The following is a 13,190-nucleotide window of genomic DNA, read 5'->3' as shown; positions in this document are numbered from 1 at the left end:
CCTTCATGGTTCTGCATGGCCATGGCCGAACACGCGGGCGACCGCCTGCTCGACCAGAGCCGTGAGTTGCTGGCTGTCGAGGACGAAGCCGCCCTCCGCCCATTCGATACGCCCGTCGCCCGGCGCGATGTCGGATTGCCCGATCACGATCAGCTTGCCGGAGAAGCCGTGTTCGGCCGCAAGCTTCCGGACCAGCTCCTCGGCTGCCTCGACCACGCTCTCATGCACGCGCAGCACGAGATGCGGCGCCGTGCGGGCATGGTTCAGGCACTCGCGGATGGCTCCCGCCAGGGAGGCCAGCGGCTTCTCGGCCAGCGCGGCCCCGGCCAGCGCCTTCGCCGTCACGATCGCAACATGGGCCGCATGTTCCTCGATCGCGGCGGTGCGGGCAGCCTCCTGCGCGAAAAGCCGCTCGGCCGAACGCGCGAGCTGGCCGGTCAGGCCGACGAGCTGTGACTGCGCTTCGCGATGCGCCTGTTCCTGCCCGGCATGGAAGCCCTCTGCGCGGGCCGCGGTGAGCTCGGCCTCGCCGGCGGCCTTGCGGCTGCCTTCGCGAAAATCCGTCCCGAACAGGAATTTCTTGGCGGACGTCATCTCAGTACACCAACTCGTCTTCGGAGCTGCCCTTGGACAGCACGATCTCGCCCTTTTCGGCGAGCTCCTTGGTCATCTGGACGAGCGTCGTCTGGGCCTCGTCGACCTCCTTGAGGCGCAAGGGACCCATGCTAGCCATGTCGTCCTGCATGTTTTTGGCGGCGCGCTGCGACATCGCCCCGAGGAAGAAGTCGCGCATCGGCTGGCTGGCGCCCTTGAGCGCACGCGCCAGCGTGCTCTTGTCGGCCTGGCTCACCAGCGTCTGCAGGCCGGCCGGATCGAGCTTGGCGAGGTCCTCGAAGGTGAACATCAGGGCGCGGATGCGCTCCGCCGCGTCCTGGTTCGAGGCGTCCAGTGCAGAAAGGAAGCGGATCTCGGTCTGCCGGTCGAAGCCGTTGAAGATCTCCGCCATCATTTCGTGCGGATCGCGACGGCGCGTCTGGGTCAGGGTCGAGACGAACTCGGTGCGCAGCGTATTCTCGATATGGTCGAGGGCTTCCTTCTGCACCGACTCCAGCCGCAGCATGCGGCCGACGACCTCGATCGAGAGATCGTTCGGCAGGTTGCGCAACACATTGGCGGCATGCTCCGCCCGGATCTTCGACAGGATCACCGCAATGGTCTGCGGGTATTCGTTCTTGAGGAAGTTCGCGAGCACGACAGCATCGATATTGCCGAGCTTCTGCCACATGTTGCGGCCGGCAGGCCCGCGGATTTCCTCCATGATCAGCGCGACCTGATCCGTCGGCAGGATCTTCTCGAGCAGCGAGATCGTGCGGTCGAACGACCCCGTCACCGCGCCGGCGCTGGAGAGCTTTCCGACGAAATCGAGCATCAGGCGCTCGACCTCGTCGGCATCGACCGTGCCGAGCTCTGCCATGGCGCGGGTGATGATGCGGATCTCGTCGTCGTCGAATTCCTGCCAGATCTTGCGTCCGTGCTCCTCGCCGAGCACGAGCAGGATGACGGCGGCGCGCTGCGGACCCGTCATTTCGGCGACGGTGGTCACGCCGAAGCCGCCGCCCTCGATGGCGTCCGGGAGACCGGGGGTTCGCGTAGCGATGGATCGGGCCTCAGCCATGTCTCAGCGCCCCGTCACGCAGCGGACTTCTCGTGGATCCAGCTCCGCAGCACCGCGACCGAATCGGACGGATTTTGCGAGACGAGGACCCCGATCTTTTCCACGGACTGCGCCTTGAGCTGGCCCTTGACCTGAGCGATGGCGAGCATCCGCTCGGACGGCCCGGCGTCCACGTCCACGGAAAGCGGTTCGCCGTCTGGGCCGACCGTCACCGCCCGCCCGCTGCCGGCCGGATCGCCGGTCGACCCGGGGGGGCCGGCCAGGGCGGCGCCACCATTGCGCATGAAGGAGGGGATCGCCCGGACATTGCTGTTGTCGGCGGCCAGAACCTGCTTCAGCAGCGGACGCACCACTGTCATCAGCACGATCACCGTGAGCAGCGAGATGACGCCGAGTTCGGCGAAGCGGATGACATCCTCCTTCGTGAAGGAGGTGAGCTTTTGCATCAACGACTGCTCGGTGAGCTCGGCCGGCGCCGGGGGCGCCTCGGCGAAGCGCAGGTTGACGACCTCGACCTTGTCGCCGCGGCCCTGGTCGAAGCCGACGGCGGTGCGCACGAGCTCGCCGATGCGCTCCAGCTCGTCGTTGTTGCGCGGCTGGTAGGACATTTCGCCGGCCGGGCTGCGCGTGTAATTGCCGTCGACGAGGACAGCAACGGAGAGCTTCTTGACCCGTCCGCCCTCCAGCACCTCGGTGCGGGTGGTGCGCGAGATCTCGTAATTGGAGACTTCCTCGTTCTTCTGGGAGTTCTCGCGCTGGTTCTGCTGCGCGCCTTGCGTCTGCTGCGCGCCCGGCAGTTCGTTGCCGACGGTCACCGTGCCATTGCCGCCCTCGCTCGTGGTCGAGGCCTCGGTGCGGTTCTGGCTGGAGCGCAGCACCCGGCCTTCCGGATCGTAGCTCTCGGAGCGGCTCTCGACCCGGTTGGTGTCGAGCGCGGCCGAGACCTGCACCCGCGCCCGGCCATAGCCGACGACGCTGGCGACGATATCCTCGACCTGCGACTTGAGGCGCTTCTCGATCGCGGTCTGCCGCTCCTCGATGCCGAGCCCGATCAGGCCCTGGTCGCTCTGGGCGCCGTCCGCCAGCAGCCGGCCGCGCTCGTCGACAATCGACACCCGCTCCGGCTTCAGGCCATCGACAGCCGAGGCGACGAGATGGCGCACGGCCCGGACCTGCGCGGCATCGAGATCGCCCGCGAGCTTGAGCACGATCGAGGCGCGCGGCGGCTCGCGGTCGCGCTCGAACAGGCGCCGCTCCGGGATGACGAGATGGACGCGCGCCGCCTGCACCCGCCCGATCGAGCGGATGGTGCGGGAGAGCTCGCCTTCGAGCGCGCGCAGATGGTTGATGTTCTGGACGAAGCTGGTCGAGGAGAAGGCATCGCCCTTGTCGAAGATCTCGTAGCCGACGCCGCCGCCGGCCGGGATGCCCTTGCTGGCGAGGTCGAGGCGCAGGCGCGGCACGTCGGCCTTCGGCACCAGCACCGTCTGCCCGTCGCCGCGCAGTTCGTACTTGATGCCGCGCGCATCGAGATCCTTGAGGATCGCGCTGACGTCCTGGCTACCCAGGTCCGAGAACAGCACGCTCATCGCCGGCTGCGACATCCTGAGCATGACGAAGCCGAAGAAGCCGACGAGCACCAGCGTGACGGCCAGCATGGCTGCCAGGCGCGCCGCTCCGAATTTGGCAAACTGCTCGATCAGGCCGTTCACGCCGCCATCCGTCCCACAGAATCGCAGGGACGGCGCACCTGCTCCGACCCACTAGGCAAGTTTTTCCCAGCGCATGGTTAGCGGTCGGTTAATTTTTGGGGGCGGGTCGTTAATCTTTCTCGCGGGCTAGAGCATTTTCAAGCGAAGTGGACTCCGGTTCGCGTGAAGAAAATGCGCCAAACAAGAATTTGGAGCGATTCGGCGTTCCGAAGGAGTGCGGAACCGCTCTGGCAGCGCAAACGCCAAAGGCGCCGGCCCTGTCAGGGCCGACGCCTTTGAAAAGAAACCGAAATCTCTGCTTCTTACTGGCGGTAGTGCTGAATCCGAGTCGTCCGCAGGCCGGCGAGGCCATGCTGATCGATCGACATCTGCCAGCTCAGGAACTCGTCGACGGTCAGCGTGTAGCGCTGGCACGCCTCTTCGAGGCTGAGCAGCCCGCCGCGCACGGCGGCCACCACCTCGGCCTTCCGCCGGATGACCCAGCGCCTGGTATTCATTGGCGGGAGATCCGCGATCGTCAGCGGACTTCCGTCCGGTCCGATCACGTATTTCACCCGCGGTCGCAATGGCTCGGTCATGGTACTCTCACACAACTCAACAGAGCTACTGAGGGCAGCATAGGCGGGCGGCTTTAAGAATTGGCTAAAACGATCGCCTCGGATGTCCACGACTGATTCGCTCACGCTCAATCGCTGCGGACCACGCTCTTCACCTTGTCGATCGGGACGCTGATGCCGCCGATCTTGAGAACCGGGATCGACGAGGTGAAATCGACCCCGTCGACCACGCCGCTGATCTGCGTCTTCGCCGTGATGACATCCCCCGCCACGCTCTTGGCGTCGATCGTGATGGTGTACTCGCCCTCCGCCGCCTTCGTGCCGGTCGACGTGGTGCCGTCCCAGCTATAGGTCTGGTCGCCGGCGGTCAGCGCCCTGGTCTGCGTTTGGACGACGTTGCCCTTGGCATCCTTGATCGTGATCGTCGCCGAGCCCGCGGCGGGCATGTTGACCTTCCACTCGGCCTTGCCGCCGGTCAACCGTGCCGTGGCGCCGTCGGCGGTGATCGTGGAACCGATGAAGCCGACTGCGTTCGTCGCCGTCCCGGCGGCGCTGAGGCTGAGCAGGGAGCCGAGCGTTTCGTTGGTCCTGAGCTGCTGCTCGACGCCCGCGAACTGCACGAGCTGCTGGGTGAACTGGTTGGTGTCGAGCGGGTCCAGCGGCGACTGGTTCTTGAGCTGCGTCGTCAGCAGCGTCAGGAACTGGTCGAAATTATTGGCGATCCCGCTCTTGGTGCCGGTCACGGCACTGTTGCTGGTACCCGATGTGCCGTTCGTTCCCGAAACCGCCATGGTGCTGATCCTCGTTCAGATGCTGAGATCGACGCCGCCGAGCCGGATGAGACGGCGCTGTGGGGCGGGGTCGATGGAAAGGGGGGCGTCGTCGGCCAGATCGCTGCCGTCAGGCTGGCGCGAGCGCTGCGGCGCCTCGTCCTGCTGGCGGTTCTGGCGGAAGGCCGACTGGTCGGACGGATCGCGCAAGGTGATGTCGACGCCGCCATCGGACGGCTTGAGTCCAGCCTGCTCGAAGGCGCGCTCCAGCGTGCGCGCATCGCGCTGCAGGAGATGCAGGGTCTCGACCCGGTCGACGACCAGCCTGGCGCTGACCTCGCCCTTGTCGGAGATCGACAGGCTGACGTCGACGCGGCCGAGTTCGTCGGGATCGAGCCGGATATCGAACTGCCGCGAGCCGGACATCGCACGCAGGCCGATCTCGATCGGCACGACATGGATCGGCGTCGGCTGGCCGCTCGCCGTGCCCTGCCCCGGCGCGCCGGAAGCCACATTCGGATCGAACGGCTGGATCAGGCGCTCATGCCCGGCCTTTCCGGGCGCCTGCTGCAGCAAGGTCGAGAGATCGAACGGCGTCGCCGGCTGCTGCTGGAGGGCGTCGAGCGCCTTGGCCTCGGCGGGAGCCGGAGCGGCGCCGGCTGCCGCCGGTTGGTCGGCCTTGGCGAGGATATCCGCAAACTCCTGCGCGCCCCGGCCCGCCGTTCCGGCGGCATGCACGGTGCCGGACGCAGCCTTGCCTTCCATCGCTCCGGCGATCCCCGCCTGAGCGACGTCCGGCGTCGCCATCGCGACGAGCGGCAGCCCGACGGTTGCAGCTGCGAGGGCCGGCTTCACGACGTCCTTCTTCCCTCCGCCCTCGGCCGTCATCGCTTCCGCAACATCACCCGCAGCCGCATCGGCCGCAAGCAGCGGCCCCTGCGGCAGAACCATCGGCGACAGGGTCATGACCGGAACAGGCACCGGCGCGGCCGCCTGGCTTTCGGCCATCGGAACCGCAGCCGCCACCCCGGCCTCGCCTTCACCTTCGACGGCGGCCTTGCCGTCCTTCTTCGCCGCGCCCTCGCCGACTTCGCCCGGCTTCGTCGCCGGCTCCTCTCCGACAGTCTCGGTCTGGGTGCCCGTCTGGGCGGCGGCCATCGCGATCAGGAACGCGATCCCGCTCGCCTCAACCTTCGCCGTCTGCGGCTCGGGCTTGTTGGCCGGAGCCGACGCCACAACCGGCTCGGCAGCCGCCAGAGACTTGTCCACTTGCGCACTCACCTTGGCGGGGTCGACGGCCTGCACGGCGGCAGCGGCTTCCTTGGCGGCTACGGCCTCTCCCGAGGCAGCCATCTTCCCGGTTGCACCGGCCTTGGCCTGCCCGGCAGCATCCGGCCCCGCCTCGGGCAGCGCGAAGACCTCGCCACCCTCGCGCGGCTCGGTTTGACCGGCGCGCGACCGGGCAACCGGCGCTTCCGCAAGAGGCTGGCTGGTGAACGCAGACTGGATCGACATGAACGGTTCCGTGACGCGGGCAACGACGCGCCCGGTCCTGTCCAGCAAGTTGCAAGCCAGAAACACCCCTTGCTGAATCAAGGCCTTAGCACCACCTCATCTTAAGAGCGGGCAATATGAGCCCGGTTCCACGCGCCCAGGCCGGCAGGATTTGCCGATCCTGCTGGCGGCCTCGGAGCAAAGCCGGTATAGAGCCGGCAGACGCGCCGAAGCCGCCTTTCGAGCACCGAACCAGCGACGACACAGCCGAGAATGACCGCGCCCTTCCGCAATTCCCTCGACATCGCCAAGCCGCCCGCGGCGACACGCGTCGTCGCGGCGATGTCCGGCGGCGTCGATTCCTCGGTGGTCGCGGCCCTGCTCAAGCGCGAGGGCTACGATGTCGTCGGCGTCACGCTCCAGCTCTACGATCATGGCGCGGCCGTCCACCGCACCGGGGCCTGCTGCGCCGGGCAGGACATCCACGACGCCCGCCGCGTCGCCGAGACGATCGGCATTCCCCATTACGTGCTCGATTACGAAAGCCGCTTCCGCGATGCCGTGATCGAACGCTTCGCCGAGAGCTATCTCGCGGGCGAGACGCCGATCCCCTGCGTCGAATGCAACCGGACCGTGAAGTTCCGCGACCTGCTCGATCTCGCCAAGGAGCTCGGCGCCGACGCCCTCGCCACCGGCCACTATGTGCTCAGCCGCGATCTCGGCAACGGCCATCGCGGCCTGTTCCGCGCGGCGGATGCCAGCCGCGACCAGAGCTATTTCCTCTACGCCACGACGCAGGAGCAGCTCGACCTGCTGCGCTTCCCGCTTGGCCATATCGACAAGGCGCAGACCCGCGCGCTGGCGGCCGAGCTCGGCCTCGCCATCGCCGACAAGCCGGACAGCCAGGACATCTGCTTCGTGCCGAACGGCCGCTATGCCGATGTCATCGAGCGGCTGAAACCCGGTGCGGCCCGCCCCGGCGAGATCGTCCATCTCGACGGCCGCGTGCTCGGCCATCATGACGGCGTGCTCCATTACACCGTCGGCCAGCGCAAGGGCCTCGGCATCAGTTCAAGCGAACCCCTCTATGTGCTGCGCCTGGATGCCGACGACGCCCGCGTCATCGTCGGCCCGCGCGAGGCGTTGAGTGTGCGCGAGATCCGCCTGCGCGACCTCAACTGGCTCGGCGAGATGCCGCTCGATGTGCTGCCACCGGAAGGGCTCGATGTCGCCGTGCGCGTCCGCTCGACCCGCGCGCCGCGCGAGGCCCGGCTCTTCCGCGACGAGGACGGCCTGCGCATCGAGCTCGCCAGCGACGAGGAAGGCGTTTCGCCCGGCCAGGCCTGCGTGATCTACGCCGATGCCGGCCCCGGTGCCCGCGTCCTCGGCGGCGGCACCATCCTGCGGCGCCCGCTCGCCCTGCCGGCCGCGTCCGCGCCGGCCGCCCTCGCCCTGTCCTGACCCGTTCAGGCTCAAGCCCTTCCGCGCGGATTCCAGACCATGCCGGTGACCTACGATCTCGACGGCCAGAAGCGCGTCTACGCGACCTGGGCGAAATTCTACGACCGGATCTACCAGCACATGCTGGCCCGCCCGCAGCGCGAGGCGGTGGAAGCGGCCTGCGCCTGCGGGCCTGATATCCTCGAGATCGGCGTCGGCACCGGGCTCACCCTGCCCTATTTCACGCCGGACTCGCGCGTGCTCGGCGCCGACCTCTCGCTCGACATGCTCAAGGTCGCCCACCGCAAGGTCGAGAGCCAGAAGCTCGACCATGTCCGCGGGCTGATGGTGATGGATGCCTGCCGGCTCGGCTTCGGCAATGAGCGCTTCGACGCCGTCACGGCGCAGTTCGTCATCACGCTCGTTCCGAATCCGGAGCAGGCGCTGGCGGAGATGGACCGTGTCCTGAAGCCCGGCGGCGAGATCATCATCTCCAGCCGCCTCGTTGACGATGGCGGCCTGCTGGCACCGTTCTGGAGCGCGGTCGCTCCCTTGTCGAAGGCGATCGGCTGGAGCTCCGACTTCAAGGTCAGCCGCCTGACCGACTGGGCGAAGGCGACGGGTCGCTACGAGACGGTCCATGTCGGGCGCGGCTATTTCAAGGTCGTCCGGCTGCGCAAGCAGGCTTCTGCCGATAACGCGCAATCCAAGGCTTGACGCCGCCCCGCCGTGCCGCCTATACCCCGCCTCGAAGACGAGCCGGCTCTGCCGGCCTCGGCCCTGTGGCGGGGTAGCTCAGCTGGTTAGAGCAGCGGAATCATAATCCGCGTGTCGGGGGTTCAAGTCCCTCTCCCGCTACCATTTCCCCCGGCATGGGCGGCGACGGGTTGGCCGAGAGCCGACCTCTTACTCAAACGATCATGTCTGAAACGAGCGCGCGGAATCCACGGCGCGCCTCCTTGCCATGATCGCTTGCATGGCTCCGATCCGCTGCGGCAGCGCGTAGAGATCACAGCGATCGTCTTCCACCGCAGCGGGATGCAGCGCGACGACCGCCGCCTCGGCCAATGCATAGCCGTCAGGTACGCGCAGGCGGTTGACCCTCGACTTTCCCGCTTCCTAGTTTTGAACCCGGATCGGCGGAGTCATTCCGCGGCGTTGGAGAAACTGGGTCATGCAACTGGCTCTCGCTACCTGGCACGAAGTCGAAGAATACTTGCAGACATCGCGCGGCATTATCGTCCCCGTTGGCTCCACAGAACAGCACGGCCCCAACGGCCTGATCGGAACGGATCATCTCGACGCCGAGTTCATCGCCAAGGGCGTGGGCGACAAGATTGGCGCGATGGTCGCTCCGACGCTCGCCTATGGCATGTCGCAGCATCATCTGGGCTTCGCGGGCTCCGTGACGCTGCGCCCATCGACGATGATCGCCATGGTGGGCGACATCGTACGCTCCCTGGCCCGCAATGGATTTGAGCGCTTCTTTTTCATCAACGGACACGGCGGCAATATCGCGACCGTCACGGCTGCGTTCGATGAGGTCTACACGTCGCTGTCACTCCAGCCGAACGGCAAGCCTTCCCCGATACGCTGCCGAATGGTGATGTGGTCGGGCGGAACCCGCGCGACCGCCATCGCGGACGAGCTCTATCCCGGCGTCAATGGCTCGCATGCGACGGCGGCCGAGGTTTCGCTCGCGCAGTTCTACCACCCGGAAGCGATCAAGCAGGCCCAGATGTCGCCCAAGGTCGCGCCCGCCAGCACCTCGTTCTTCGACTGCTTTGACTATCGCAGGCGCTACCCCGATGGCCGGATCGGCTCCGATCCGTCGTTATCGACACCGCAGCACGGTGAAAGGCTGTTTGCCGCTGCCGTCGAGGACATGGCCGACGCCTATCGTACATTCATGGCCTGAGCCACGAGCCATAGCCAAACACGCGGCCCGGCGGCGCGAGGAAGCGCCGGGCCGTTCAGATGCAGCCGGCAGGCGGCTCTCGATCAGCCTGCAACGCCTGCCAGATTCGACAGCGAAGCCACCGGCACGACCGGAATGACGATGCGGGAGGCGCGCGCGCCGTCGCAGAACACCGTGTTGCGGGCGATCTGCCGCCGGCGCCCCTGCCCTTCCGGGTCAAACGTATTGGGGTTCACGTCGAATTTCGGAAAGTTCGACGAAGAGATGTCGAGCCTGATCCGGTGCCCGGCCTTGAACAACGCCGCCGTCGCGAAAGGTTCGATGGTGATCCGGAACGGGACCTCCGGCTCGATCGGCTCCGGCTTTTCCCAGGACTTGCGATAGCGGCAGCGGAAGATGCCGTCGGTCAGGTTGAGCGCGAATCCGGTCGGATAATCAGCGGACGGCGGGTGCATATCGACCAGCTTGGCGGTGAAATCCGTGTCGGGCGCGTCGGAGGCGACCCAGAGCTCGACCGTGATCGGCCCGATCACCGCCATGTCCTCCTCCAGCGGCAGGCTTTCGAAGGCGAGCACGTCGCGCCGGGCGATCAAGGGCATGCCGGCATCGCGCGAGCCGAAGAAGCGCGGCCCCTCGCGCTGGTCGAAGCCGCCGCCCTCGAAGATCGGCTGGCCGCTGGTCAGCGCGCCGCCGATGGTCGGCACGGGATCGGCCGGATCGAAATCATAGGTCAGGGGTGCGGCATCGACAGCCGGCGCGTCGCGCGAGAGCCGGCCATTGCCGTGAATGTACCAGTCCTGCTGGTCGGTATCCGGCAGCGGCCAGTGCGAGGTCTGGATCCAGCGTCCGCCCTGGATGAGGCGCCCGTCGGCATCCCTCTCGCCCGAGCCGCCGCCCATCAGAAACAGGCGTAAGGTCGGGTCGGCCTCCAGTCCGTTGGGCTCGTCCCGGAGCCAGCGATCGAACCAGCGCTTGCGGAAATCGAGCCAGTTCGTGCCGACATTGCCGTCGAAGGGCGCGGCCTCGCCGAAGGACGTGTCGCCGGCGAAGGTCGACTGGCGGTTGCCGTGCAGGCCGGCCCCCATGATGACGTTGAGATGCCGACGACCGGAGGCACCGAGCCCCGCGAAATTGTCGAAGGTCGTCTTCACATAGACGTCGTACCAGCTCGACATCAGCAGGATCGGGATGTCGGGCACGGCGTCGTAGAAGCCCTCCAGCCAGAGGCCCGGCCGTTTCCATTCCGGGCCGAAGGTGCCGGCGCGCCATTGGTCGAGCAGATAGGTCTCGTATTCCGGCACCCAGCGCACCGGCGAGCGCCCCTCGCTCCACGGCATCACGCGGAACCAGGCATGCAGGTCCTCCGCCGCGAGCCCGGCGGCGACGACGGGGTCGGCGAGCGCATCCGGGCTTTCCTGCGCCCGGTTATAGGCCCAGGTCGCCTGCTTCAATTCAAAGGCGCCGCCTTGGCGGATACCGCACGAGAAGGCGTTCGAGAAGCCGCCGGAATCGAGGATCATGCAGGCGAGACCGGGGGGGGTCAGCGAGGCCAGCGCCGCCTGGGTATGGGCGGCATAGGACAGGCCCATCGTGCCGATCCGGCCGTTGCACCAGGGCTGCGCGACGATCCAGGCGCAGGTGTCGTAGCCATCCTCGGCATCGGAGACGTATTTGACGAATTCGCCTTCCGAGCCATAGCGACCGCGGCAATCCTGATAGACCACCGCGTAGCCGGCGTGGACGAAATGCGCGGCGACGTCGGCGCGAGCCATCGGCTTGGCCTCGCCGCGGCCAATCTCGGAGCGCGAGCGCTCCGCCTTGCCATAGGGCGTGCGCTCCATCACGACCGGGAAAGGACCGGGAAGCGCCTGCCCATTTTGCGCCGGCAGATAGACATCCGTGGCCAGCCGAACGCCGTCGCGCATCGTCACCATGACGTCCTTCAGCGTGACGATGTCATGGCCGCTTTCCGGGGCAGGGGCCGGGCTCACGGCCTTCATCGATTGCGGGCTCACTTCGCCAGCCCCGCCCGCGCCGCGGTGGTGTCCTCGGCCATGTTGGCCTCAAAGGTGATGTTGGCCTTCGAGGCCCAGGCGATCTTCTGCCAGTAGAGCGGAATCACCGGCAGGTCGGCGAAGACAGTGCGGGCTGCGGCCTGGATGCCGGCGATCCGCTTGCTTTCGTCGAACTGTGTCAGCGCCTCGGCGAGCGCCTTGTCGAAGGCCGGGTTGGAATAGCGCGCCCGGTTGAAGCCGCCGGTGCCGGCCTTCGAATCCGCGGTCATGAACAGGTTGCGCATGCCCGGCCCCGCGGTCGGGGTCGTCGTGCCCAGCGAGAAGATGAAGGCGGAGAAGCTCTGCCGGCTCGCGGCGCTGGCATAGACGTTATAGGGCTGCGTCATCACGCCGTTCACCTTGATGCCGCCGCGCGAAAACATCTGGCCGATCGCCTGGGCGATGTCCTTGTCGCCGGCAAAACGGTCGTTCGAGGAGTGGATGGTGATACCGAAGCCGTCCTTCAGCCCGGCCTGCTGCAGCAGGGCCTTGGCGCCGGCAAGGTCATTGACGACCGGCTTGAGCGCGGGATCGAAACCGGCGACGCCCTCAGGCACGAGTTGGCCGGCCGGCACGCCCGCTCCGTTGAGCAGTCGCTCGACGATCGCCGGCACGTTGATCAGCTTGGCCAGCGCCTGCCGCACCCGCAGGTCCCGCAGCGGATTGGGCTTCAGCGGCTTGCCATCCTTGTCGGTGACGAAGGGGCTTTCCTCGCGCGCGGTGTCGAGGGCGAGATAGATCAGCCGGGCCGAGGGGATCGCATGCACCTTGATCCCCGCCGTCTTCTCCAGCACCGGCAGGTCGGCCGGCGGCACGCCGTCGATCAGGTCGACCGCGCCCGAGCGCAGCGCCGCGACGCGGGCCGCGTCATTGGCGATGAAGCGGATCGTCACCGTCTCGAAGGCTGGCTTCGGCCCCCAGTAGCCCTCGTTGCGTGTCAGGATGACGCGGTCGCCCGGCACCCATTCCTTGAACTTGTAGGGGCCGGAGCCGACGAGCCCGTCGCCCTTGTTGTAGTCCTGCAGCGTCTTGCCCTCGGCGGAGGCGCGCTCGAGGATGTAGACGAAGCCGATCCGCTCCATCAGGTCTGGCGTCGGCGCCTCGGTCTTCACCTCCAGCGTCGTGGCGTCGACCGGCTTGGCCGAGATCACGCCCGAGACGTTGTTGGAGAACGGCGCCGGGCTGTTGGGAACGTTGCGGGCGCGCTCCAGCGAGAAGGCGACATCATCGGCGGTGACCGGCTTGCCGCTCTGGAAGCGGGCATCCTTGCGCAGGTTGATCCGCCAGGTCGTCGGGTCGACCACCGCCCAGCTCTCGGCCAGGCTGGGCTGCATGCGCAGATGCGCGTCGGTCTCGACCAGCCGGTCGAAGATCTGCATGGCGATGTTCTGGTTCGGCCCGGTGCGGGAGAACAGCGGGTCCATCGCCGAGGGCTCGCTCGCCGTGCCGATGACGAGGTCGGCGGCGTTGGCGAGGCCTGCGATGCCGAGCCAGGCGGCGCTGGCCAGCAAGGGCAGGAGCGCGGTGAGGCGGGGCTTGGCGGTCGTGCGAAGCTTGGAGGTCATGCGGT

General features: G+C 67.4%; 12 protein-coding genes and 1 tRNA gene. 4 read left to right on the top strand and 9 right to left on the bottom strand.

Translation table 11 applies throughout. The features are described 5' to 3' along the window. Nucleotides 1-3 precede the first annotated feature (3 nt). From ACODTJ_RS03630 to ACODTJ_RS03605, 6 genes are all read right to left on the bottom strand, one after another. Nucleotides 4-594, bottom strand: a complete 591-nt coding sequence (locus tag ACODTJ_RS03630) for a FliH/SctL family protein (protein ID WP_454655864.1) — start codon at nucleotides 592-594, stop codon at nucleotides 4-6. A gap of 1 nt (nucleotide 595) precedes the next feature. Continuing rightward, nucleotides 596-1,585 carry a flagellar motor switch protein FliG gene (fliG, locus tag ACODTJ_RS03625; RefSeq protein WP_454658954.1) on the bottom strand — a complete coding sequence of 330 codons (990 nt, stop codon included), beginning with the start codon at nucleotides 1,583-1,585 and terminating at the stop codon, nucleotides 596-598. A 104-nt stretch (nucleotides 1,586-1,689) separates the two neighbouring features. Further along, nucleotides 1,690-3,387, bottom strand: a complete 1,698-nt coding sequence (gene fliF, locus ACODTJ_RS03620) for a flagellar basal-body MS-ring/collar protein FliF (protein ID WP_488847568.1) — start codon at nucleotides 3,385-3,387, stop codon at nucleotides 1,690-1,692. A 302-nt stretch (nucleotides 3,388-3,689) separates the two neighbouring features. After that, nucleotides 3,690-3,965 (bottom strand): CtrA inhibitor SciP, encoded by a 276-nt coding sequence (sciP, locus tag ACODTJ_RS03615; RefSeq protein ID WP_038359348.1) that lies wholly within the window; start codon nucleotides 3,963-3,965, stop codon nucleotides 3,690-3,692. Between the two features lie 107 nt (nucleotides 3,966-4,072). Beyond that, nucleotides 4,073-4,735 (bottom strand): flagellar hook assembly protein FlgD, encoded by a 663-nt coding sequence (locus ACODTJ_RS03610; protein ID WP_454655862.1) that lies wholly within the window; start codon nucleotides 4,733-4,735, stop codon nucleotides 4,073-4,075. Nucleotides 4,736-4,750: 15 nt separating this feature from the next. After that, nucleotides 4,751-6,229, bottom strand: a complete 1,479-nt coding sequence (locus tag ACODTJ_RS03605) for a flagellar hook-length control protein FliK (RefSeq protein WP_454655861.1) — start codon at nucleotides 6,227-6,229, stop codon at nucleotides 4,751-4,753. 252 nt (nucleotides 6,230-6,481) lie between these two features. Here ACODTJ_RS03605 and mnmA point away from each other — a divergent pair, with 252 nt between their 5' ends. The 3 genes from mnmA to ACODTJ_RS03590 all read left to right on the top strand — a co-directional run bounded on the left by mnmA (nucleotide 6,482) and on the right by ACODTJ_RS03590 (nucleotide 8,509). Further along, nucleotides 6,482-7,669 (top strand): tRNA 2-thiouridine(34) synthase MnmA, encoded by a 1,188-nt coding sequence (mnmA, locus tag ACODTJ_RS03600; protein WP_454655860.1) that lies wholly within the window; start codon nucleotides 6,482-6,484, stop codon nucleotides 7,667-7,669. Between the two features lie 39 nt (nucleotides 7,670-7,708). Then, nucleotides 7,709-8,365 (top strand): class I SAM-dependent methyltransferase, encoded by a 657-nt coding sequence (locus ACODTJ_RS03595; RefSeq protein ID WP_454655859.1) that lies wholly within the window; start codon nucleotides 7,709-7,711, stop codon nucleotides 8,363-8,365. 67 nt (nucleotides 8,366-8,432) lie between these two features. Further along, nucleotides 8,433-8,509 (top strand) — tRNA-Met (locus tag ACODTJ_RS03590). A gap of 57 nt (nucleotides 8,510-8,566) precedes the next feature. On the opposite strand, the gene ACODTJ_RS03585 is transcribed toward ACODTJ_RS03590, so the two are convergent. Further along, nucleotides 8,567-8,716, bottom strand: a complete 150-nt coding sequence (locus ACODTJ_RS03585; RefSeq protein WP_488847562.1) for a hypothetical protein — start codon at nucleotides 8,714-8,716, stop codon at nucleotides 8,567-8,569. Between the two features lie 106 nt (nucleotides 8,717-8,822). Between ACODTJ_RS03585 and ACODTJ_RS03580 the strand changes: the two genes are divergently transcribed. Then, nucleotides 8,823-9,566, top strand: coding sequence for a creatininase family protein (locus ACODTJ_RS03580; protein ID WP_454655858.1), 744 nt, complete (start codon nucleotides 8,823-8,825; stop codon nucleotides 9,564-9,566). Between the two features lie 83 nt (nucleotides 9,567-9,649). Here the strand turns inward: ACODTJ_RS03580 and ACODTJ_RS03575 are convergent, their stop codons facing one another. After that, complete coding sequence (locus tag ACODTJ_RS03575; RefSeq protein WP_454655857.1) at nucleotides 9,650-11,566, bottom strand: CocE/NonD family hydrolase; 1,917 nt, start codon at nucleotides 11,564-11,566, stop codon at nucleotides 9,650-9,652. Nucleotides 11,567-11,577: 11 nt separating this feature from the next. Next, nucleotides 11,578-13,185 carry an ABC transporter substrate-binding protein gene (locus ACODTJ_RS03570; RefSeq protein ID WP_454655856.1) on the bottom strand — a complete coding sequence of 536 codons (1,608 nt, stop codon included), beginning with the start codon at nucleotides 13,183-13,185 and terminating at the stop codon, nucleotides 11,578-11,580. Between the last annotated feature and the right edge of the window lie 5 nt (nucleotides 13,186-13,190).

The organism is Allobosea sp. FG18, assembly GCF_057809495.1.
Note: the sequence above shows the minus strand (reverse complement) of the source record. Positions and strands in the feature narration are given on the sequence as shown.